Consider the following 22,820-nt stretch of genomic DNA (forward strand, 5'->3'; position numbering starts at 1 on the left):
TGAGGATCCAGGGTTGGTCCGTCCCCCTGATGACGACGGATTGTTCGGCCCCCGGTCCGCGGTCTGGGTGGTCCATAGCGATTTTACGGCGATGATGATCGGCGGCGTATCGTCGCTGTTGCTGCAGATGCTGCATCCGGCGGCGCTGGCTGGCGTATGGGACCATTCGAACTTTCGCGCCGACATGCATGGTCGGCTGCGACGGACCGCGCGGTTCGTCGGCATTACGACACGCGGTTCGACCGAAGCTGCGGAGGCGGCAATTGCGCGCGTGCGATCGATCCATGACCGGGTGACGGGCGTGTTGCCGGACGGTACGCCCTATGCCGCGAACGATCCCGCGTTGCTGACCTGGGTGCACGTCGCGGAGGCGTACAGCTTTCTTGGTGGGTATCTGCGGTACCGGGATCCGAGCTTCCCTGCTGCTCGGCAGGATGCGTATCTTGCCGAGATGGCGATGCTGGCCGAGCGGCTCGGCGCGCGCAACGTGCCGGCGACGCGTCGCGACGTGGCGTCGTACCTGCGCGACATGCGTCCTGCGCTGCGGAGCGACGCGCGGACGCGCGACGTGGTGCAGACGCTGCTGGGCCAGCCGGCGAACAGCGTATCCGCGGTGCCGCTGCAACGCGTACTGCTCGATGCGGGTGTGGAGCTGTTACCGGACTGGGCCCGAACGATGCATGGCTTGCCGATGCCGATGGGTCGGCGGTTGGCGGTACGGGCCGGGGGTGTAGGCGCTGGTCGGATGTTGCGATGGGCGCTCAAATAAGCTGGCATTGCCAACGTCCTGTCGGGAGCTTGCGTTCGGCGAGATGCGGACGCTTGCCGACGTCCGCACCTCCAGGCTCTCGGCGACCGGATCTAGTCGATCCCTTGCTTTCGCGCACCAATGATCATCTTGCGCGCGATCTGACGGACGGCTTCGTCGTCCTTCGTGGCGTCGGTTGCCGGATCGCCGAGGTGGTCCAGGCTCTTTTCCATGAAGTCGAGCAGGCCGCTGTGGCGATCCTCGACATATTCCATCAGTTTGAACAGCAGGTGTTCGGTGGCGATCTCACGCTGTCTCGCGTGCGTTGCGGTGTCCGGCGTGGTCACTTCGCCACCTGCTCGGCCGCATCGAATTCGTCGAATGCCGCGCGTACTTCGTCGGCAACGGTCTCGTCGCGTACGTCGACCGTCACGAGGACCCGGCCGTTCAGTTCCGCATCGTTCCGCGCCTCGGGGCTCGGTGCGCCCGCTTCGTTGTCGGATCCGGCTTCCTCGATGCCTGCGGAGTTTGCGCTCCCTTCCGGTGTGACGACGACCTTTGCGCGGTCGATGCCGAACTGCTGCACCAGCCGTTCGACGGTCATCTCGGCTTCGCGCCGCGTGTCGAATTTTCCGATCAATTTCATGGTGCTAACTCTCCAGCCGATATGGCACGAAGGAAGAACCCCTCAGCGCGCGGCCGGTGCCATCCCTTTTACGGTGTTTGGTTTCAAAGCCCGTAAATTGTCCTCGCATCACGCTTGAACGCAGCGCCGCTGTCCTCGCGACTGTAGAACATGTGCCCGCCCGGATAGACGTTCAGCTTCACGCGCTCGGTCGCGCCGAAGCTCGGCATCTGGTCGACGATCAGTCGCGAGGCGAAGAACGGGCAGGACAGGTCGTCCCAGCCGTGCACGATCATCACCGCCATCTTGGGATCGTTGGCGATCGCTTTCCGCAGGTCGGTGACGGGCGTGTCGTCGGGCTTGCCGCGATCCCAGGCCGCGTTCACTTCGTACGACAGAGCATGATAGCGCGCGTCGGTCTTCCAGCCGACCACGCGCGTGACGAAATCCACCATCGCGCTGGTCGTCGGTGCGATCAGCGCGTCGAGGATCGGATCGTTCGACTGGCGCTGCGCCGACCACGGGAAGGGATCGAACGCGGTGACGTTCGAATCATAGACGCTGCCGATCGTGCCGTCTGCTCGGTGGATCTCGCGCAGGAACGTGGCCGAATCGACCCGCCCGCCCATCTTCTGCACCAGCGCCGGATCGAGCCCCGTCAGCCGGCTGACGTTGGTGACGAGCCGCGATACCGCCTGAGGATCGGTCCGCCCGCGCAGCAGGTCGGTCGCGAACGCCCCGCGCGTGTAGGCCTCGACGTCGACCATCGCGGCGGGGGTCAGTTGATGCTGTTGCTCGAGATGCGCCGCCGCCATCGACGGCAGGTCGATCATCCAGGGCAGCGGCGACAGCGCGGTCGCGCCGTCCCCCGAGGCGGGATCGAGATACGGCGAGACCATGACGATCCCGTTGACCCCGACGCCGATCTGCGACTGGAGTTCATACGCGATCCGCGGCGCACGGTAGCCGCCATAGCTTTCGCCCATCACGTATTTCGGCGAGCGCAGCCGACCGGCCTTCACCAGCCAGTCGTAGACGACCTTCGACAGATACTTGATGTCGGGATCGTTGGCGTAGAACGCCTTCTTGGTCTTGTCCTCGTCGACCAGGCTGCGGCTGAACCCGGTACCGACCGGATCGATGAAGACCAGATCGGTGAAGTCGAGCCAGCTGTTGGGATTGTCGGTGGTGATCGGCGCGTCGGACGGCGCATTGCCCTGTGCGCCGAACTGGACGCGCTTCGGGCCGACCGCGCCCAGATTGAGATACACCGACGACGCGCCGGGACCGCCGTTGAAGGCGAACGTCACCGGACGGTTTGTAGCCCCACCGGTCGCTACATAGGACGTGTAGACGACCTGGCCGATTTCCTTGCCCTTGTCGTCGCGTACCGAAATCGTGCCGATGGTGGCGTCGTACGCGATGCTCCGCCCGCCGATCGTCGCCGACTGCCGCACCGTCTTGTCGGCGGGCAGCGGCGGGAACTTGACCTCGTCGTCGATCTTCTTCTCGACGGTCGATGTCTCCTTCTTGTCCTGCGCCGCGATTGGTGAAGCGATCAGGCTGACTGCGGCAACTGCGGTGAGGATACGCGCGATCACTTCGCCGCTCCTCCGCCAGCAGCAATCCACGAATCGATCTTCCGTTCGAGCACCGGCATCGGCAGCGATCCGGTGTCGAGCACCTGCGCATGGAAATCGCGTGGATCGAACTTCGCGCCGAGCGCCGCCTGCGCCTTTGCCTTGGTCCGCGAGATCGTCAGCTGGCCGATCTTGTAGGCGAGCGCCTGCCCCGGAATTGCGATGTAGCGCTCGACCTCGGCGGTCGCATCGGTCCGCGCCATCGGCGAATTGGCGAGCATATATTCGATCGCCTGATCGCGGGTCCAACCCTTGGCATGAATGCCGCTGTCGACGACCAGCCGCATCGCGCGCAGCATCTCGTCGTTCAGCCCGCCCATCCGCTGGTACGGATCGGTTTCCATGCCGAGCTCCTTCCACAGGCTCTCCGCGTAGAGCGCCCAGCCCTCGACATAGGCGGTGTTCCCCCCGAACCGCATGAACGCGGGTAGCGCCGTGTTCTCCTGTGCAAGGCTGATCTGGAAATGATGCCCCGGCACGCCTTCGTGGAGGAACAGCGTCTCCATCTCCCACATGTAGCGCGAGGGCAGGTCGTAGCTGTTGTAATAGAACACGCCGGGCCGCGATCCATCCGGGGTGCCGCCTTCGTACGAGCCCCCGGCCTCGGTCTTTTCCTTGAAGGCCGGCACCGGGCGGATCTCGAGCGCGGTCTTCGGCGTCAGCGAGAACTGTTCGGGGATGCGCTGGTAGATGCGCTTCTCGATCACCCGATACCCGTCGCTCAGCTGCCCGGTCGAGCTTGGCTGGAACTGCTTGTCGGTCCGCAAGAAGGTGAAGAACGCGGGCAGGTCGCCCTTGAACCCGACCGCCTGCTTCTGCGCCTCCATCCCCTTCAATATCCGCGCGACCTCCGACAGGCCCAGCTCGTGGACCTGCTCGGCGGTCATGGGCAAGGTCGTGCGCTGCTGGATCAGATAGGTGTAATAGGCATCGCCACCGGGCAGCGCGGACAGCCCGACCGTGTCACGCGCGACCGGCAGATACGTCTTGGCGAGGAAATCGCGCATCCGCTGGTGCGCGGGCGTGATGACGTCGCGGATCTGCGCCGCATACGCCGCCTTCAACCTCGCCTGGTCGGCCGCGGAAATCGTCGCGGGGAAGGTCTTTACGGGGCCGTAGAAGGTCGAGCCCTCGACGCCTTCTGCGATCAGGTTGTCGAACTCGTGGATCATGTTCGTCACGACCAGCTTCGGCTGGACGATCCTGTCCGTCATGCCCTGGCGAAACAGCCCGATCGCGCGATCCATCACCGCGGCATATTGCGCGTTGCGCTTCAGGTTGTTCTCATAGTCGACGAGCGTCTTGAACGGCGCCGCGCCCTTGCCCGACGCGAAGTCCGGATAGAAGGTCTGGAACCCCTGGAAATGATCGATCGGCAGGTCGCGCTGGACCTTCAGGATCCCAGGCGTGTAGCCCGCGAGATCGGTCTCGTTGCGCGTCTTGAACACGTCGTAGGCGATCTGGCCGGTCGGGGTCAGCTTTGTCCGGTCGATCGTCTTCAGCGCGGCGAGATCATGCTCGATCGCCGCACGCTCGGCCGCCAGATACGCGTCGGTCAGATAGTCGCCGAGCCGGTCGGCATAGCGAAGGTCACCGCGAAAAATCGCCTCGACCGGGTTGCGCTTCAGGCTCGCCTCGTCGCTGTCGTAGAACAGTTGCTTCAGCCGTGCGTCGTCCTTGCTCTCGCCGGGTTGCGCGACGGGCGGGGGAAGCGCCTGGGCCGCCGCTGCGGTGGCGAACGTCGTGGATAGGAGAGCGGCGATCACCAGTTTGATGGACAACATGCGTTCCTTCGGATGCGATGAACCGGGCGTAGGATGCGGTATGTTTTCCCGCAAGCGCACACTGTTTTCCGCCCTTGGCGCTGTCGCACATCGAAAGATGGGAGGGGGCGATCAAGCTCGTGAAGCTCGCTGCCTCGTGAGACGAAGGGCTCGCCGACAACGCGTTGCGTACCCGCGTAAAGTTCGGCCAAAACACGATCGATGTGTGACCGACAGGCACTTCAGAGGCTAGCTACGAACAGCGACGGAACAGGGAGTTGAGTTGATCCGGCGACGGCAGGCTTTAGATCGCAGTCTATAGTCCATGGCCGTTGATGAGGCTTCATCAACGGCCCGACCTAATCACGCTTCCTGGTAATAATCGGAATATTGCTTCGAATAATAATAATATGAACCGACCGCCTGCGAACTGGTGTCGACCATCGTGAACATGGAGCCGACGAGGTTCGCGCCGTCCGACTTCAGCCAAGCGGCCGCCGATGTCACGGCGTGCTTCGGCGTGTTGTTCCAGCGGATCACGAGCGCCACCGCATCCGCCAACGCCGACAGGAAGCGACCGTCCGCCAGACCGACGAGCGGTGGCAGATCGAGGATGATCGTGTCGTAGCGCTCCGAAAGCTGTTCGAGGATCTTCGGCATCAGGTCGTTGCCGAACAGGTTCTCGGACGAGAAGAACGGCTTGTGGATGATGATCTGGTCCAGGCCCTGCAACCCGCTCGGCTCGATCGCTTCGTCGAGCGTGACGTCGCCGTGGAGCAATTCGACCAGACCGACGCCGTCGGGCTTAGTCTGTGTGATCATCCGCAACTGCGCGCGCCGGACGTCGGTATCGATGATGATCGTCTTGTCGCCGTTCATCGCCATGACGCGCGCCAGTGCCAGCGCGGTGGTGGTCTTGCCTTCGCCCGGCAGCGCCGAGGTGAGCGCAATGATCTTGGGCCGGGTCTGGCCGCGGACGCCGAGCAGCGACGCACGGGCGTTACGCAGCGCTTCGGCATATTGCGACGTCGGCTTGTCGATCACGATGTCGGCAGGATGGTCCTGCCGGATACTAGGGATCGCTGCGATCAACGGCACGCCCAGCTCGTTCTCGACTTCGTCGATGCTGCGCATGCCGGTTACCAGCATTTCCTGCGTGACGATGACCGCGATGCCGACGCCGAACCCGGCGATGAGCGACAACAGGAACAGCAGCGGGCGGTTCGGCCAGCTGGGCGACTGCGGTGGCTCGGCATTGTCGATGATCTGCGCCTGCGCGATCGAGTTCTGCGCAGCCTGACGCGATTCAAGCGCCATCTGCGAGATCTTCTCGTACGCGTCATGCTTGCCGTCGGCATCACGCTGAAGGCTGGCCGCGATGACCGAGGCGCGAGCGTTGTTGGACTGTTTTTGCTCCAGCTGCGTCATCGATCCGCGAAGGCTCGCGGCGCGCGCATCGGCGGCCCCGGCATCGGCGCCGAGCGACCGCACGACTCGTCCCATTTCCTTGTTCAGTTCCGCATCAATGCCCGCGACCTGATCGCGGACCTTGATGAAGTCGGGGTGCCGTTCACCGTACCGACCTCGTACGTCTTCCAATGTTTGGGACAATGTCGCGCGTTGGCGACGAAGATCCTGGATCGTGGCCGACTCTCGAACGTCGGAGATTGCATCGAGGGTACCGCGGCTGACCTGCTGGCGAGCCGACTGTTCCTTGGAGCGTGCTTCGGCAGCGAAGGATTCCGCGCTGGCCAACTGAACCGAAAGCGGCGCGACCTGCTGGTCGACGATCGTTCCGGTCTGGTTCGAGGCACCACGGACGATACCGGCCTGTGCCTGATACTGGGCGACCCGTTCGTCGGCGACGCGAATGTCAGCCGCGAGTTCGTCCATACGCTTCTGATACCATGCCGTCTGGCGCTCGGCGGTGCCGATCTTGTTGCCGACCTTGGTGTCGAGATATCCGGTTGCAAAGGCGTTCGCGATGCGCGCCGCCTTGTCGGGGGATTGCGAATTGAAGCGGATCGCCATGATATAGGTCAGGCGGTCGCGCGCGACGTCCAGGTGGCTGTTGACCGACCGTGCGACGACATCCAGCTTGGCCGCAGGCGACAGCGCCGGCTTGCCTTCGGGGGGCGGGCCGCCACCGAATTCGGGATCGTCGAGCAGGTTGAGCCGCTTGACGACGACCCGCGCCAGGTCGAGCGAGCGGATCACCGACACTTCGGTCTCGATCGCCTCGCTGGCGAGCTGTGCCTGCGCTTCGCTGGCAGTACGTGCCAGCGGATTGCGGCTCGGATCGATCTGGATGCGGGTCACGCCCTGATAGACTGGCGTAATCCGCAACGTCAGGAAAATCCCGATTGCGGCGACTACGGCGGTAATGCCCAGGAGGATCAGGATGCGCCGGCGGATGACATCGCGCACCGTGCGGATCACGTCGCTCAACCGGGTCTCGGGCTCTGCCGCGTTCACGACCTTCATGTCAGGATTTTCCTAAGTATCTGGCGGACAGGCCGTTGTTCTTTATTTGAGACATCGTGCGTCCTTATCGTCTGATACGGATCGAAAAACGTGCGCGCAACTCGTCAAAAGGATTGCCGAGGCCGACACCGCTCGGTTTGTTGGAACCGTAGCCGATGTTCGCGTCGAGCCCGAGCCAGCGGGTCACTTGGTAGCGACTGCCGACTTCAGCGCGGTAGACTTGCGTGGAGGTCGAACGCTCCGGATACTCGCGCTTGCTGACTTCGCCGCCGATCGTGACGATCAGGTTGTAAAGAAGTTCGTGATCGACCGTGACTCGAAAGCGATTGTCCCAGGAACTACCCGCGTTGGACAAGTCGACGTCGATCAACCGGCGTTGCAGGAGGATGCCGACGGTCGTCAATTCGCTCGGAAACCAGTCCGCACGCGCCTCGACCGACATACCGCTAGTCGTACGATAGGTCTGGCTCGCGTCGAACTTGCGATAACTATAGCCGATGCCGATAGTACCGCGCGCGACGCCGGCGATATCGAAATTCGATCCGAATACGCCGCGATAACCGTTCGAGTCGCGATTGGGTTCGCCGAATGCCTGCTTCAGACCATAGTTGTTGCGATCGGCTTCGAGCCGTGCGTACAGCGACAGGCTCGGGCTGAAACCCAGTTCGTAGGTGCCCGTGCCGTTATACGTGACGCGATCGCGATACCGCTGGTCCCGGACCAGGCCGTCGGCAAAGCGCACCGAGCTGAACTCGTACGACGTACGATCGATCGTCCCGATCACGCGCGACCGCCCGGAATCATACGAAGTCCGGGTTCCGACGAACGTTCGAAGATAGCGCGACGGCTCGATGAGGTTCGCCACGACGTCCGCCGAGAACGGGGATTCATACGTCCGATCCGCCTGCGCATCGAGTCGTACCGTCAAGGCACGGGTGACGTCTACTCGACCGCTGCCCTGCACGTTCCAAGCGTCCTGGTTGCGCAATGTCTCGTTTGCGAACCGTCGAATGTCCGCCACTCCGGTGAGGCGCAACTGGTGCACCGACCAGTCGGATGCGACGCTCACATAGGGCTCGAACGACGTGTAGACGTCGGACTTCTTGTTGCTGTTGTCGTTGAAGATGTTGTCGCTGTAGCCGATCGACGTGGTCAGCTGCGGGTTGACGATGAAGCTGCCCAATCGCACGCCGAGTGCGTCATATTCGGGGCGACCGCGTTCGACCACGCCGACATTGTGACCACGATCGTAATCGTCGCCGCTGGTCGTCGCGGGCGGTAGCAACAAGCTGCTGGTCTGTGCCGTAGCGATGCCGGGCGCGAGCCCCGCCGCTGCAGCGAGGGCGCGTCCGAGCCACAGCGCGGCGACCCCGTGCTTCGACGCGGCGCGCGTCGGCGTGATGCTGCGTACCCCCGTCATATCGTCCGCGTCCCAGGTCCGGCTCGTCGAAAACGAGCGATAGCGTATCGACCGGGCTGACCGGATCGTGCTCGGTATCAGAAAAACCGCTCCGTCAGACGGATCGTGTCCCCCGGATAGATGCGCAGGTTGGGCGTCAGGACGTATTCCTGCTCATATTGATCGCCGAACCGACGAATGCGGACCGTCGCCTTGCGCGCACGCGGCGTATAGCCCTGCGCGGTAGCGATCGCGTTCAAGGCGGTCAGTCCGCTCAGATACGGATACTGGCCGGGCGAGCGGACTTCGCCGAGGATGAAGAACGGGCGATACGTCGCCACCTCCATGTTCACCCGCGGATCACGCAGATAGCCGTTGGACAGGCGGGCCTGTACCTCTTGGGTGACGCGCTCGATCGGCTTGCCCCCGACTTGGACGTTGCCGATCAGCGGAAGCGAGATTTCGCCGTCGCTACTAACTGAGAAGTCACCACTTAATTGCGGTTCATTGTAAACAATGATGCGAATCTTGTCGCCGGCACCCAGTTTGTAGACGTCATCGCTGGCTGCGCCCTCGGCATAGCGCTCGCCGCTCGAAATAGGAGGCGGTCCGGATTTCGAACATCCGGCAAGCGCAACGGCGGCTAGCAAGACAAAAGCCGCTCTGTTTTTCACGCAAACCCCCATTTACACAGTCAGTTCTTGGCTACCACGCCGCCAATAAGGCAGCAAGGCACTTTGTTGCGTCGCGGCATCTATCCGGCGTCGACTTCGTCCGCGACGACGTCCCGCTTTTTCATGAAAAAATGCCGGAGTTGGCGTAGTTTAGAAGGCTTCGACGGCCGGTGGACGATTTCTGCCAATTGCTCGACAAAGGCGTCGGATGCGATCGTGTTCAATGTCGGGTAGGCGGTCAGTTCGTCGACGCGCTCGAGCAGCGCCAAAAGTTCGACCTCGGTTTCGGCCGGATAGATTCCGGGGCGGTTCCCGAACTGACGCAATGTTGCGAACTGGTGCCCGTTGCGGTGTTCGCCGAGCTTGTGATTTCGCGGCATCACGATGATCGGCTTGCCGAATTCCATCGCGGTGATGATCGATCCCATGCCTGCATGGCACACCATCACCGTGCAGTCTTTCTGAAGCTCGCGGAAGACATCGTAGGCGACGTGCGAGAAACTCTTCATGGCGACCGGACGATACCGGGTCGGTCCGACCTGCGCGATCACGTCGGTACGCGCATGGTCAACCGCCCACCGGTCGACGGCGCGAATCAAGCGGTCGAACGGCAGTTGCGTGCCGACGGAAATCAGGATCACAGAATCTGCCCGAGATAGTGCAACGATCCGTTCTCGTCTGCCAGGTGTTGCCACTGCGTGATCCGCAAGTCCGCAACCGGCTTAACCAGTCGCCCGGAAAGCGACAGCGTTTCGCTATTGGCGATGCTGTCGATCCAGATGGTTCGCGCGCCGAACATCTTCGCGATCACCAGCGCAAGCGCGCCTGGCGCGGCGCCGGTCGACACGACGAGATGTGGATCGAATGCGCGAAAGATACGCAACAAGCCGAGCAGGGTAGGCGCCATGGCCCATGCCGAATCCCGTGCCGTGTCGGCGATTTCGAGAACCTCCCGATCGCCGAGCGGCGGGGTCATGCCTTTCGACGTGCTGACGAATTGACAGTCCGCGCCGACGAATGCCGCGCGAAGGCGATGAAGTTCGATCCAGTGCCCACCGGCCGAGGCGACAAGCAGGACGCGCATTGATGTGCCGCTATCGGTATTTGTAGGGAAGCGCAAATGCTTGATCGATGCTCCAGGCATATTCGTCAATCGTGGCGTAGAGTCCGCAGGCGACGCGGCAGTATCGCTATCGGTGCCCGGGCTCGCGAAGAACCGCTCGGGCATGAAACGGGCCGATGCTGATCCGACCTCAGCCACTTTGTCGCGTCCCCATCTTGCGCCACCAGTCCATCGGGATCATGCTCGACTTGGCGCATGCGGTCCGTGACTGGCCTTCTTTCATCGTCGGCCACTCCATCGGACGTGCATTGCTCCACTATCGCAGAGTTGGATATTTCAGCAACCAAACCAATTGATTGCGACGACATATTCACGTTAATTCGCCGCACTTCCCCCACGACGTTGCGGGAAACGCTATACCGGAGATGTTGCGTTGCCAAGCACCGATTCTGGTGACCGAATATATGCCATCGGTGACATCCACGGACGATACGACCTTCTCCAGATGTTGATCGCGCGGATCGGCGAGCATTCTGCAAGTTTGCCGCCAGCCCGGTCGCTCTACGTTGTGTTGATCGGGGACATCGTCGATCGAGGACCGCAAAGCGCCGAAGTCCTTGCAATGCTTTACAGTCTTCAGCGCCAGAACAGTCGCGTCATCGTCCTGCTCGGCAACCACGAAGAGGCGATGCTGCAGGCGCTCGACGGGGATCCGGATGCGTTGCGGCGTTGGCTCGCGGTCGGCGGCGATGCGACGCTCGCCAGTTTTGGCATCGCCCCACTGCGCGTCGACGACGATCCACGCGACTATATGAACAGCGCGCGCCGAGCGATCCCCCGGCAGTGGCTCGCTTGGCTTCGGCAGTTGCCGCTCAGCGTCCAGTCCGGAGACTATTATTTCGTCCACGCAGGAGTTCGGCCCGGTGTCGCGCTCGCCCGACAAGTGCGCGAGGACATGTTGTGGATCCGCCGCGAGTTCCTCCGCCACGAACGCGACTTCGGCGCGATCATCGTCCACGGGCACAGCGTCACGCCCGATGTCGACGTCCGGCAGAACCGCATCGGAATCGATACGGGAGCGTATCGAACAGGCGTACTCAGTGCGATCTACCTTGAGGGTGAGAAAAGGGACATACTTGCTGTCTCATTGCCCGTTTGACTGTCGCGTTGTTAGCAGTCGCAGCAAATTGTAAGAAATGAACGGTCGGAATTGTAAGAAAGACACGAGTTGTACAAATTAACCCACATCAGATGTTGATCCGTGTACTTGACTCTTCTGTCGGCGGGTGGGTAACTGAAGTACAGGCGCGGAAACGCCGTTTTCAGGGGTCGAGAAACATGTTCAGCAAGATCATTCTTGGAGCGGCGATCGCTAGCCAGGCAGTCATCGGTACGGCATATGCTGCACCCGCCCGCCCCCAAGCTGTCAGCTTCGATAGCGTTAAGATGATCGGCACTACTGCTTCTCCGACGCGCATCGGAACTTCGGTCAAGCGCAAGAATGACATCGCGGGCGCACCGTTCCTTCTGCCTCTTCTTGGTGTCGTGGCACTGGTCGCAGTCGTTGCGGTCGTCGCCAGCGGTGGCGATGACGACTCCAGCCCGAACTGATCGGCTAACGCTTTCTCGCTAGGTGCGGGATTGCAGAATTGGTGAGGCGGGGCACTCGTATGGGTGCTCCGCCTTTTGTGTCTTTGCATGCGATCGGCAATCGGCGTGCTGCGAACACGATCGGTAACTACCGGAGTGCTTCGTTGGGGGGACACTGATCTGAAGCCGTAAGGCTGAGATCATCGCGACCCTCCGTCAGCCCGAACCGTCGCTTACCGAAGCGGTCTTTTGATGGCCTTACGTTACGTTCGACCAAGTTTGCCAAACGCGGGATCGCAGCCGTCGGTCCGGGTGGACGGCGTGCGGTGCGTTTGTATAGACCGATGCTGTCATACTGTCGGGAGCGCGGCATGAGTGGCATGCACGCTCGCCGCGGCACCGGTGGCGAAGGCAGGCGCTCGATCAGCCGATCAGGGACCCATCCCAGCGGCCGCTATAGGCAATGGCAGGCCCAAGCGCCGGTATTGCTGTTCCTGTTCGTCCTGTTGTTCGGCGGAGGAGCGGGCACCGGCTATCCGCTGATCGAACTGATAGCACAGCTTACGGCGCTGGTCCTGATCGTACGCGCTGTGCTTCCTACGCCCGCCCAAACCAACATGCTTGCGTCCGAAACGATCGCCACCAGAGCGGTTACGCTGCGCCGCTTCCTTCTAGTGTTCGCAGCTGCAATGCTCCTGCTCGCGGTGCAACTCGTTCCGCTGCCCGCGAGCTGGTGGCATGGACTGCCGGCGCGCGAGACGGCGGTGCAAATCTACACGCTGCTCGGTTGGACTACGCAGTGGCACGCGTTCAGCACGACCCCCGATACGACGTTTTCCGCACTGCTGACGTTGCTCGTGCCGCTAGCCGCGATGCTGACGGTGGCGGCGCTTCCGCTCCAGTCGCGCGTGACGATGCTGCGGCTCATCGTCATTGCCGCAACGGTCTCGACGGTGCTCGCCGCATTGCAGGTCGCGGCCGGCGGCAGCGCGCCGGTCCTTTACGAAACCGCGCATCGCGGGTTCGGCGTCGGCTTCTTCGTAAACCGCAATCACCAGGCGACGTTCCTGCTGGTCGCGATCGTCTTCACGGCCGTGCCGGGTGTGATGGGCGCGGGGGCGGCGCGTCGGCTCGGGATGCTTGGCGTCATCGGCTTCCTGTCGCTCGGCATTCTCGCGACCAGTTCGCGCACCGCGTTGTTGTTGTTGCCGATTTCGCTGATCGTCGCGTTCGCGCTGGTCGGCGACGTCCGGCGCACCGGTAAATCGGTGGCCGCCGCCGCCGCGCTGTACGTCGTCGGCGGTATCCTGTTGTCGCGGACCGATCTGGTCCAGCGCCTGTTCGCGCGCTTCGCCACGGTCGCCGAAGAGCTGCGCTATCAATATTGGGAAAACTCGCTCTACATCGTCCGCGAGACGTTCCCGTTCGGCACCGGGTTCGGCAGCTTCGAGCGAGCCTATCGCAGCGTCGAGCCGCTCGGTCAGGTGTCGCCGCTGAGCGTCAATCACGCACATAACGACTTCCTGGAACTCGTCCTCGAAGGGGGGCTTCCCGCGGCGATCCTGATCGCGGCGGGATTGATCGTGCTGATCGTCGCGCTCGTATCGGGTTGGCGTCACGCAGGCGCTCGTGGCGCTGGTAACCGCCAGAGTGGCGACCGCCAGAGCGGCGATCGCCACGCGGTGACGCGTCAGGAGCGCGCGACCTTGGTCGCAGGCGGAGCGGCGATCGCGCTGATCCTGCTATTCTCGCTGGTCGATTATCCGCTGCGCATGGCGGGGATCGCAGGCCTGTTCGGTGCCGCGCTGGGCCTGATCGCGGCAATCGGTCGTCCTCAAGCCCACGCGACCGCGTCCTTCGCATGGACGCCGTCCACGATCGCGATGACGATCGTCGCGGCCTCGATCGGCCTCGCTGCGAGTGGCGATGCGGCTGGGCGCTCCCTGACGTTGCGAGGCCAGCCTGCGGCAGCGACGACGGTCGCGCCATGGTCGGCCAGCGCATGGTCCGCGCTTGCCAATGCCGAGCAACTCGCGAGCCGGCCGGCCGCGGCACGCGCCGCGGCGGCGCGCGCGCTGGCAATCGATCCGATCGACGCAGGCGCGGTCCGCGCGCACGGCTTTGCCGATCTCATGCTCGACCAGCCGGTCCGCGGCAGTGCGTTGCTACAGGCGGGCGCGGCACTGGGCTGGCGCGACACGCTGATGCAATTGTGGCTTGCCGAACGTGCGCTCGAGGTCGGCAGCACAGGTGTCGCCGCCGAACGTATCGACGCGCTGTTGCGCCGGGCGCAGCTGCCCGATGCGTTGATGCCCCAGATGCGTCGGACCTATCTGTCGCCCGGCGGTGTGGATGCGATCGTCGCGCGCCTGGTGGATCGCCCCAAATGGCGGCAGGGGTTCTTCAACGCGATCGCCGGGGATGCCGCGCAATCGGTGCCGCGCACGGTTGAGTTCCTCGACAAGCTCCGCGCGGCAGGCGTCGCTGCGACCCCGGCCGAAACCACGCTGATCCGGTGGCGCCTTGGCGATACGGGCGATATCGTCGGCGCGCGCCGGGTCTGGCTCGCCAGCGGGGGTCGCGGGCTTGTCGCTGATGGCGGGTTCGAGGCGTTGCCGTCGCCGCTGCCGGGTGGGGTCATCCCCTATGCCTGGGGGGCGCCGAGTCTGCCGGGCGTGCGCGTGATCCCGGCGGATCGCGGTGCGGGCGGCACCGGTCATGCACTGCAGTTCGTCTCGGACGGCCTGTCGAGCGGCACCGCGCTGGCGCAGGCGATAACCGTGCCGCCAGGTCGCTGGCGCGTGAGCGCGATCGTCCGTGGCGCCGACGTTCCTGCCACGCTCTCGCTGACGTGCGCAGGTCGACCGGCCACGGCTCGGACCGATGGCATCGCACTCGACGGGCAGGGGGCGGGCTGGCGGCAGGTTGCCGGGATCGTAACTGTCGGGGCAGGCTGTCCGGTACAAATCCTCGGCGTAAATCTGCGCGAGCGCGGCGGTCAGCCCGGCATGTTCTGGATCGATTCGGTCCGCATCGCGGCCGCGGCCGGACGGTGACGTCGTGCAGCCGCCAGCAACACAGGTTAGGCGCTTGACCGAGTGCACCGGGTAGTGCGAGGGTTCGTCATTGCAAAGGGGCAAGATCAACGGATGCGAGCGACCTTGATAGGGGTGGTCGCGCTGAGCGCCATGCTCGGCGCGTGCGCTGACGATAATATCGGCCCCAACCTCCGTACCGGCGAAGCCGCCTATGAGACGATCCCGGCACCGGTGGGTGAGCCGCGGGTGCAGGATTATCGTATCGGCGCGCTCGACACACTCGACATCATCGTGTTCCAGGAAGCGGACATTTCGACCCGTGGCGTTGTCGTCGATGCCGCCGGCGTCATATCGATGCCATTGATCGGCCGGATCCAGGCGGCCGGCAACACCAGCACGCAACTGGCCGACCTGCTCGCTGCTAAGCTGGCCGAGCGGTTCTACGTCAATCCTCAGGTCACCGTCACCGTCGCCAGTTCGGTCGCGCAGCGCGTCACCGTGCAGGGCGACGTCAAGGAGCCGGGCATCTACCCGATTTCCGGACCGACCACGCTGCTCGACACCGTCGCGCTCGCCAAGGGCGAGAGCGAGGATGCCGCGCTGCGCGAAGTGATCGTGATCCGGTACATCGACGGCAAGCGGATGGGCGCGGTGTTCGATCTGAAGCGGATCCGTCGCGGTGACGATGCCGATCCCGCGATCGCGGCTCGCGACACGATCATCGTCGGCCATTCGACGGGCAAATCGGCCTGGCATGATATCCTGCGCGCGGCACCGTTGCTCGCGGGCTTCGGCGTCTTCGCGCAATTCTAAGACCACAGGAAGAGAACTGACTCATGGGGAGTGTCGACGTCTCTCAAGGCGCTCTCACGCCGAGCGACCGGTGGAAACCCGGATCGGCGCCCGCGGAGCGCGAAGACTTCATCGCGCCCGACATCGAGGGGGATGAACCGGCGATCGATCTTCGCGCGGTCTGGGCGACGATCTTCCGCAATCGCTACATGATGATCGCGATCGTCGGCGTCGCGCTGATGCTCGGCATCGCTTCCGCATTGCTGATGCCACGGAAATATACCGCGCAGTCGAGCATCCAGATCGACCAGCAGGTTGCGAAGGTTCTCGGCACCGAGGATTCGGAGCCGCAGATCGCCGGCAGTGATGCCGATCGCTTCCTCCAGACGCAGGCGGACGTGCTCAACAGCCGGGCGATCGCGCGCCGCGTTTCGGACAGCCTCGCGTTGAGCGCGAACGACGATTTCCTCAAGCGGATGACCGGCGCTCGCCAGATCGAGATCAAGCCGGGCGACGCCAGCCTCGCCGACCAGGTCGTCGACGTCCTGCAACGGAACCTGGCGATCGACCTTCGCCGCAATTCGCGTGTCGTCCGCATCATCTTCACCAGTCGCGACCCGGCGCTCGCCGCGGAGATCGCCAACAGCTACGCGACCAACTTCATCGAGGGGAATATTCAGCGTAAATTCTCCGCGTCGGCCTATTCCCGCCGGTTCCTCCAAAACCAGCTCGGCCTCGCCAAGACGCGCCTCGAAGGATCCGAGCGCGACCTGATCGCCTATGCCCGGTCGGCGCGACTGATCGATGCCAGCGCGGGTGCGCGCCAGGCGGAAGGCGACAACGCGCCGCGGTCGCTCGTCACCGCCAACCTCATCCAGCTCAACGCCGATTCGGCGACGTCGGAGGCCAACCGTCTCCGCACGCGTGCGCGATGGGAACAGGCACGTCGTGCGCCGCTGATGTCGCTCCCCGAAGTGCAGGCGAACGAGGCGGTCCAGCGCCTGTCGCAGAAGCGCGCCGAGGATATCGCCAGCCTCAGCGAAGTCCGCCGCCGCCTCAAGCCCGATCACCCGGTCGTCATCCAGGCGCTCGCCGAAATCGCCACGCTCGACCAGCAGATCCGCCAGCTTGCGGAGCAGACCCGCAAGTCGATCGAGAACCAGTATCTCACCGCCGAGCGCCAGAACCGTGCGCTGACGCAGCAGGTTACCTCGCTCCAGGGGGCGACGCTCGCCGAACAGGGCCGCAGCGTCCGCTACAATATCCTGCGTCGCGAGGTAGATACCAACCGCCAGCTCTACGAGGGCCTGCTCCAGCGCTACAAGGAAGTCAGTGCCGAGGCGGGGATCACGTCCAACAACGTCTCCAGCGTCGATACCGCCGAACAGCCCCGTCGCCCGACCTCGCCGCGGCCGCTGCTCAACGTCGCGCTCGCGCTGATCGCCGGGCTCGGCCTGGCGATGCTGTATGCGTTCGGTCGCGACTATCTCGACGATTCGATCCGCGATCCGCAGGATGTCGAGCAGAAGCTGCACATCCCGTTGCTCGGCGTCGTGCCCGACACGCGCGGCGAGCCTCCGCTCGATGCGCTCAACAATCCGAAGTCGGAGATCGCCGAGGCTTACCACGCGATCCGGACGTCAATCGAGCTGTCGTCGAACCAGGGTCCGCCGCGGTCGATCCTCGTCACCGGCAGCAGCAAGTCGGAGGGCAAGTCGACCACGTCGTTCGCCCTAGCGCGCGATTTCGCCGGGCTCGGCCGCCGCGTCCTGCTGGTCGATGCGGATCTGCGGCGTCCGTCGCTGCACCGCACGCTGGGGATCAGCCTGCCCGAGGTCGGCCTTTCGTCGGTGCTCGCGCGGATGACCGAACGCGGCGCATCGATCCTGCCGACCGCGTTCCCCGGGCTCAGCTTCCTGCCGAGCGGACGGCTGCCACCGGATCCCGCGACGCTGTTCGCGGGGACGGCGATGCAGGACCTGCTCGCCGCGCTGGAGGCGGATTACGACGTCGTGATCGTCGACGGCCCGCCGGTTCTCGCGCTAGCGGACGCCGCCCAGCTTACCGCTGCGGCGCAGGCCACCGTGTTCGTCGCCGAAGCCTCGAGCGCGCATTTCGGCCAGGCACGCAATGCCGTGTCCCGCCTGCTCCGCGCCGGCGGCACCGTGATCGGCTGCGTGATGACCAAGTACAACGCCAAGAAGGCGGGCTTCGGACAGTCCTACGATTATTACCGCTATCGCTACGACGACGCGTCGAAATAAGCCGAACCGCTGCTCCGGCATGACCCGGAGTAGCTAGCGCGGGTCAGGGCTTGCCGCTTCGAGCCGGGGCGGAGGGTGTTCCGCCGGGACGTGTTCCACTGCCGCAGGCGTAGCGGATCTTCAGCGCGACGACGACGACCGAGGCGGCTTCGCCCGACAGGTCCGAAGGCTTGTCGCGCAGATAATCGACAAACGCTTGGCGCAAGTCGCCCTGAGGGACATGCCGCGGCACGCAGAATTCGCGCTGGTTCAGCCACGCCTCGTACGCGCGCACCGTGTCGTGCACGCCGGTGATATAGGCGAAGCAAGAGGACGCGTCGGCGGGCACGTTGGACAGGCAGCGCTGTCGCAATTGCCCCGCACTGAACAACCCGCCCGCGAGCGGCCCCGCGGATGCTTGCGAGGCTGGCGCTTGCGGAGCCGAGGTCTGCGAGACCGGCCCGTTCGGTTTCTGGGACTGGACCAGCGTTGGCGCGGCGAGCAGCAGGACGAAGGGTATGACCATGATCGCCCGTAGTTACGCGCTGGCGCGGTGCGCTTCAATTCACTAACACCCGACGAAGCAATGGCTCTTCTCGACCTTATCCGGCGACAGGCGCCCGCGTCGCACGAGCCGGCGCCCTCGACGCTGATCCTCGATCCGAACACCGTTTCGTCGCTGCCGCCGGTGCGTCGCTTTCACCTTGGGCTGGTCGTGCCCGCGGTGCTGGCGCTCGTCCTGATCGGCGGATCGATCGTCGCCGCGGTCGTCAGCCTGTTGACGCCGCCGGACACAGCGTTCGACGCAACCGGTGGGACACGTTGGGCAAGCGCCGCACGGATCGAGGCCCCCTTCGCACCCAAGACGATGCGTCCGCTGACACCCGAGCAGGCAGTCGCCTGGAACGCCGCCGCGCCGACCGTGGCGAAGCGCGTCGAATCCGCGTCGACCTTCGCGCTACGGACCGGCAAGGCGGAGGATTACAGCCGTTCGCTGCAATGCCTGACGATGGCGGTCTACTACGAGGCCGGCAGCGAATCGGACGACGGCGAGCGCGCGGTGGCGCAGGTCATCCTCAACCGCGTCCGCCACCCCGCCTATCCCAAGACGGTCTGCGGCGTCGTTCTCGACGGATCGCAACGCAGAACCGGCTGCCAGTTCACCTTTGTCTGCGATGGCGCGCTTGCCCACCTGCCGTCGGCGAAGGGCTGGCTGCGCGCCTCGCGTGTCGCGACATCGGCGCTGGGCGGCGCGGTGTTCGCGCCGGTCGGCTGGGCGACGCACTACCATGCCAATTACGTCGTGCCGTATTGGGCATCGAGCCTGGAAAAGGTCGCGGCGATCGGCGCACACATCTTCTACCGGTGGAATGGTCCCGCCGGGCGCGGCGGCGCATTTCGCGGCGTCTATGCAGGCAACGAACCAGCGATGACCCTGCCTGCCGTCGTCGTCGCGCCGCTGACGAAGGACGCGGCTGCGACGGTAGCCACCGCATCGGGCGCGGTTGCGCCAAGCGAGCGGCCCGTCCTCACCGGATATCGCGCCAGCCTGCCAGACGATTCCCCGGTACCGACGGTAAGCCTTGGCGAGCGGCGCGTGCTGCCGCGGGGTCCCGAGGTGGGCGACACCGGCGCTTCGCCACCGACACCCGAGCGTCGCGTCCTGCCGGTGACGCCGACCAACTGATTCAAGGCGCGACGAGTTCGGCCCTGGACGGACGCCGGCCACGCAACGCCTCCGCGATCGGCAATTCGATCAGCCGCCAGGACAGCCACCCCACGCCGAAGCACACCGCGCAGGCGAGCACCGCCATCGCGACGAGCGCCGGCATGCCGCGCGTGACGATCGACACCGTCGCCGTTGCGAACGCACCGAGCACGAAGCTGTGCGTCAGATAGATGCTGTAGGATGCATTGCCGAACGCGCGCGAGAACGCAGCGAACCCTTCCGACCTTCGCGTCGTCGTCGGCGTCGTGAGCACGGTCACCGCCACCGCGACTGCGATCGCCGTCATCGCGACGATCCGGCTCGCATCGATCGCAGCGATCCCCAGCGCGGCCACGGCCACGACCGCGATCACCGACATCGGCAGCACGGGCAGGCGGTCCCCGATCCGGTGGCGGACGAGCGCGATCACGATCCCGATCGCGAAATAGCCCATGATCGGCCGCGTGAAGACATAGGCGGCGACCGACACGCCGACCCGGTCGGGTGGCGCGTCGATCCCGGTCCCCGCCGCGACGAGCAGTCCCAGCACGGCCAGCACCAGGAACGCGCCGCGCCGCGCCAGGACCCCGAGCCCCGCCGCGAACAGCAGATAGAAGAACATCTCGTAATGCAGCGTCCATCCCAGCTCATAGATCGGCTGGATCAGGCCATTGACGCCCCGATGCGGGATGAACGCGAACGACAACAGGAACTCGCTCACGTTCGGCAGGCGCGCCGCGACAATGGTCCGTGCGCCCATCTCCTGCGCCAGCCAGCCGAACGCCACGATCATCAGCGTCGTCAGGTAATAGAGCGGTGCCACCCGCAGGAACCGGTTGCGCAGGAACGACCAGCCCGATGGCGACCGCCGATCCTCCCGAAGCGCGATATACGCCATGATGAATCCGCTGATCGCGAAGAAGGTGGCAACGCCGGTCTGGCCGAGCCGAGTCGTGAAATCGGGAAGGTCGTGGGCAATCGCACCGCGCCGGACATAGCGCTCCAGCAGATGCTCGACGACGACGCCCGACGCGGCCAGCCCGCGCAGCAACTGGAGCGGCGCGATCTGGTCACGGTCCAGTGCCGCATCACGGTGTAAAAAACGCGAAAACACCCGGGCGAGTGGCCCCGCGCGCGACGCCATCACGCCAGCCGCAGCATGACGATGGTCGCGTTCAACGCGAACCCCAGCCCGACGCTCTTGATCATCTCCCGCGGCGTCACCGGAAGGTTCGCGTTGATGATCGCCGCGACCAGCGAGGTCGACGCCGCGAACAGCAGCAGCGACCACCAACTCGGCCATGTCGCGTCCTTCACATGCGCCCAGTCGGTGATCAGCGGCAGCAGCACCATCAGGAAATGCCCGAAGCACGCCGCCAGCCAATGCGACAGGAACCGCGGCAGGCTTTCGCCAAGTTCGAGATGCGGATCACCGCTCATCGACGATGCTCCGCTCGTCCTGTTCGGCCTGCGCGACCAGCGTGCCGATCAGAACCTCGTAATAGGCCGCGGAATTCGCCTCGATCTCGTCGTCGGCGTTCGCCTGCGTCGCGCCGGCCTGTCCCGCCGCCGCCCGCGCCGCGCGGATCTGCCATTCGGCCATGTCGCGCCAGGTCGCCACGTCGCGCGCCGCGATCGCCTGTTGCGCGAGCCCGATCAGGATCACGAACGCGCCCAGCACCGCGACCGCGACCGCGAGGTAATAGCCATGTGCCCAGATCGCCCGCAGCCAGAAGCCGTAGATGACCGTGACGACCACGACGATCAGCGCCACCAGGCAGATAGCATCGATGAGGCGACCAATCCGCTTGGGCCACCGCGATTGATTGAGGCCATGGTGAAGAGGGTCGGGCACGTCGCAATCCTGTCAGAGAAGATCCGGATCGGCAACCAACCGGACGTGCTTGGCAAGCGACGCTTTGTTATCCGCGTGACGCCCGGACGGATCGTTCAGATTCGTACAGTCGCGAACGATAAGGCGCGGGTTGCGGCGTCCCGCTCGGGCGCGGTCAGTGCCAATGCCGTGGTCGCGCCGGTCTTTGCAGACAGGATCGCCGCCTCGACGACCGCCATCACCGCCAGCGCTTCGACGGGCGCGACCGGGTTCTTCGCCGTTCCCCGGAGCGCAGCCGCGATGCCAAAGTAATAACGACGTTGATCGCCGGGTAGCGCGCGCTGTTCGCGTTGCCCGTTGGCGGCATGGATCACGAGCGGATCGAGGTCCTCGCCCCAACCCACATCGCCCGGCCGCATCCCGGCGAGAAGTTGCGCCTCCTGTCGGTCGGCGCATCGCTTCGTCATGCTGCCCGCGGTACCATGCACGGTGAACCGGTCGACGCCGCCCGCCACCAGCATGCTCGCCTGGAGGATCACGCGGCGCTCGCCGTAGGACAGGACGACGTGCGCCCAGTCGTCGGTCATCGCACCCGGCCGCTGCGTCGCGATCGAGGCCTGCACCGCGTCCGGCAGGCCGAACAGGAGCAACGCCTGATCGACCAGATGCGGACCGAGATCGTACCAGACGCCGCTGCCTGGCCCCGATCGCTCGCGCCAGCGGTCGCGGACGTCGGGCCTGAACCGATCGAAATGCGACTCGAAATGCGTGACGTCGCCGACGATAGCTTCGTCGATCGCGGCGCGAACGGTGAGGAAATCGCTGTCCCATCGCCGATTGTGGAAGACGGATAGCAGCACGCCTCGATCGTCCGCCAGCGCGAGAAGCCCGCGCGCTTCGTCGAGGTCGAGCGTGAACGGCTTGTCGATCACGACATGCTTCCCGGCCGCGATCGCTGCCCGTGCGAGTGGTGCATGCGTCTCGTTCGGCGTCGCGATCACCACGAGGTCGATCGTGTCGGCCGCGATCAGTGCGTGCGGATCGGCGTGGACCGCCATGTCAGGAAAGTCCGCATGCACCTTGCCGGCATCGCTGGACGCCACCGCACAGAGTTCGAGCCCCGCGACGGACCGTATCAGCGGAGCGTGGAAGGTCTTGCCCGAGAACCCGTATCCGATCAGTCCGACGCGAACGGGGTTGTCTTGTTCGTCGGTCATGC

At 64.7% G+C, this 22,820-nt stretch carries 21 protein-coding genes; 7 read left to right on the forward strand and 14 right to left on the reverse strand.

The window, feature by feature from the left end:
- Positions 1-13: 13 nt before the first annotated feature.
- Entirely contained in the window at positions 14-769 is a 756-nt protein-coding gene (locus U1708_RS01250) for an oxygenase MpaB family protein (RefSeq protein ID WP_332741928.1), read from the forward strand.
- Between the two features lie 92 nt (positions 770-861).
- On the opposite strand, the gene U1708_RS01255 is transcribed toward U1708_RS01250, so the two are convergent.
- The 9 genes from U1708_RS01255 to U1708_RS01295 form a co-directional block, all read right to left on the reverse strand.
- The gene (locus U1708_RS01255; protein ID WP_332741930.1) at positions 862-1,095 is read right to left on the reverse strand and encodes a hypothetical protein; all 234 of its coding nucleotides are present in this window, start codon (positions 1,093-1,095) and stop codon (positions 862-864) included.
- Positions 1,092-1,394 carry a hypothetical protein gene (locus U1708_RS01260; protein ID WP_332741931.1) on the reverse strand — a complete coding sequence of 101 codons (303 nt, stop codon included), beginning with the start codon at positions 1,392-1,394 and terminating at the stop codon, positions 1,092-1,094. Before U1708_RS01260 ends, U1708_RS01255 begins: the two co-directional genes overlap by 4 nt.
- 83 nt (positions 1,395-1,477) lie before the next feature.
- Entirely contained in the window at positions 1,478-2,971 is a 1,494-nt protein-coding gene (locus U1708_RS01265) for a S10 family peptidase (protein ID WP_443029912.1), read from the reverse strand.
- Positions 2,971-4,797 carry a DUF885 domain-containing protein gene (locus U1708_RS01270; protein WP_332741935.1) on the reverse strand — a complete coding sequence of 609 codons (1,827 nt, stop codon included), beginning with the start codon at positions 4,795-4,797 and terminating at the stop codon, positions 2,971-2,973. Before U1708_RS01270 ends, U1708_RS01265 begins: the two co-directional genes overlap by 1 nt.
- Before the next feature lie 342 nt (positions 4,798-5,139).
- Positions 5,140-7,260 carry a GumC family protein gene (locus U1708_RS01275; RefSeq protein WP_332741937.1) on the reverse strand — a complete coding sequence of 707 codons (2,121 nt, stop codon included), beginning with the start codon at positions 7,258-7,260 and terminating at the stop codon, positions 5,140-5,142.
- Positions 7,261-7,324: 64 nt separating this feature from the next.
- Complete coding sequence (locus U1708_RS01280) at positions 7,325-8,680, reverse strand: outer membrane beta-barrel protein (protein WP_332741939.1); 1,356 nt, start codon at positions 8,678-8,680, stop codon at positions 7,325-7,327.
- A 77-nt stretch (positions 8,681-8,757) separates the two neighbouring features.
- Positions 8,758-9,345, reverse strand: a complete 588-nt coding sequence (locus U1708_RS01285) for a polysaccharide biosynthesis/export family protein (RefSeq protein ID WP_332741941.1) — start codon at positions 9,343-9,345, stop codon at positions 8,758-8,760.
- Between the two features lie 68 nt (positions 9,346-9,413).
- On the reverse strand, positions 9,414-9,974 hold the full coding sequence (locus U1708_RS01290; RefSeq protein ID WP_332741943.1) for a glycosyltransferase: 561 nt from the start codon (positions 9,972-9,974) through the stop codon (positions 9,414-9,416).
- The gene (locus U1708_RS01295) at positions 9,971-10,594 is read right to left on the reverse strand and encodes a glucuronosyltransferase (RefSeq protein ID WP_332741945.1); all 624 of its coding nucleotides are present in this window, start codon (positions 10,592-10,594) and stop codon (positions 9,971-9,973) included. Before U1708_RS01295 ends, U1708_RS01290 begins: the two co-directional genes overlap by 4 nt.
- A 235-nt stretch (positions 10,595-10,829) precedes the next feature.
- Between U1708_RS01295 and U1708_RS01300 the strand changes: the two genes are divergently transcribed.
- The 5 genes from U1708_RS01300 to U1708_RS01320 all read left to right on the forward strand — a co-directional run bounded on the left by U1708_RS01300 (position 10,830) and on the right by U1708_RS01320 (position 18,080).
- A complete protein-coding gene (locus U1708_RS01300; RefSeq protein WP_332741947.1) occupies positions 10,830-11,555 on the forward strand; it encodes a metallophosphoesterase family protein in 726 nt (241 codons plus the stop codon).
- 179 nt (positions 11,556-11,734) lie between these two features.
- On the forward strand, positions 11,735-12,007 hold the full coding sequence (locus tag U1708_RS01305) for a hypothetical protein (RefSeq protein ID WP_332741949.1): 273 nt from the start codon (positions 11,735-11,737) through the stop codon (positions 12,005-12,007).
- Between the two features lie 350 nt (positions 12,008-12,357).
- Positions 12,358-15,042: an O-antigen ligase family protein gene (locus U1708_RS01310; RefSeq protein ID WP_332741951.1), complete on the forward strand. Its 2,685-nt coding sequence runs from the start codon at positions 12,358-12,360 to the stop codon at positions 15,040-15,042.
- Positions 15,043-15,156: 114 nt separating this feature from the next.
- The gene (locus U1708_RS01315; RefSeq protein ID WP_332742583.1) at positions 15,157-15,837 is read left to right on the forward strand and encodes a polysaccharide biosynthesis/export family protein; all 681 of its coding nucleotides are present in this window, start codon (positions 15,157-15,159) and stop codon (positions 15,835-15,837) included.
- A gap of 23 nt (positions 15,838-15,860) precedes the next feature.
- The gene (locus U1708_RS01320) at positions 15,861-18,080 is read left to right on the forward strand and encodes a GumC family protein (RefSeq protein ID WP_332741953.1); all 2,220 of its coding nucleotides are present in this window, start codon (positions 15,861-15,863) and stop codon (positions 18,078-18,080) included.
- 43 nt (positions 18,081-18,123) lie between these two features.
- Here the strand turns inward: U1708_RS01320 and U1708_RS01325 are convergent, their stop codons facing one another.
- Positions 18,124-18,585, reverse strand: coding sequence for a Rap1a/Tai family immunity protein (locus U1708_RS01325; protein WP_332741955.1), 462 nt, complete (start codon positions 18,583-18,585; stop codon positions 18,124-18,126).
- A gap of 60 nt (positions 18,586-18,645) precedes the next feature.
- On the opposite strand from U1708_RS01325, the gene U1708_RS01330 reads away from it, so the two are divergent.
- On the forward strand, positions 18,646-19,746 hold the full coding sequence (locus U1708_RS01330) for a cell wall hydrolase (RefSeq protein WP_332741957.1): 1,101 nt from the start codon (positions 18,646-18,648) through the stop codon (positions 19,744-19,746).
- Between the two features lies 1 nt (position 19,747).
- Here the strand turns inward: U1708_RS01330 and U1708_RS01335 are convergent, their stop codons facing one another.
- The 4 genes from U1708_RS01335 to U1708_RS01350 all read right to left on the reverse strand — a co-directional run bounded on the left by U1708_RS01335 (position 19,748) and on the right by U1708_RS01350 (position 22,818).
- Entirely contained in the window at positions 19,748-20,911 is a 1,164-nt protein-coding gene (locus U1708_RS01335) for an acyltransferase family protein (protein WP_332741959.1), read from the reverse strand.
- Positions 20,911-21,207, reverse strand: coding sequence for a hypothetical protein (locus U1708_RS01340; RefSeq protein WP_332741962.1), 297 nt, complete (start codon positions 21,205-21,207; stop codon positions 20,911-20,913). The genes U1708_RS01335 and U1708_RS01340 overlap by 1 nt, the downstream gene beginning before the upstream one ends.
- Positions 21,197-21,622, reverse strand: coding sequence for a hypothetical protein (locus U1708_RS01345; protein ID WP_332741963.1), 426 nt, complete (start codon positions 21,620-21,622; stop codon positions 21,197-21,199). Before U1708_RS01345 ends, U1708_RS01340 begins: the two co-directional genes overlap by 11 nt.
- 95 nt (positions 21,623-21,717) lie before the next feature.
- The gene (locus U1708_RS01350) at positions 21,718-22,818 is read right to left on the reverse strand and encodes an oxidoreductase (RefSeq protein WP_332741965.1); all 1,101 of its coding nucleotides are present in this window, start codon (positions 22,816-22,818) and stop codon (positions 21,718-21,720) included.
- Positions 22,819-22,820 lie beyond the last annotated feature (2 nt).

The organism is Sphingomonas arabinosi, from assembly GCF_036663715.1.
In the GTDB taxonomy this organism is placed as follows: domain Bacteria; phylum Pseudomonadota; class Alphaproteobacteria; order Sphingomonadales; family Sphingomonadaceae; genus Sphingomonas.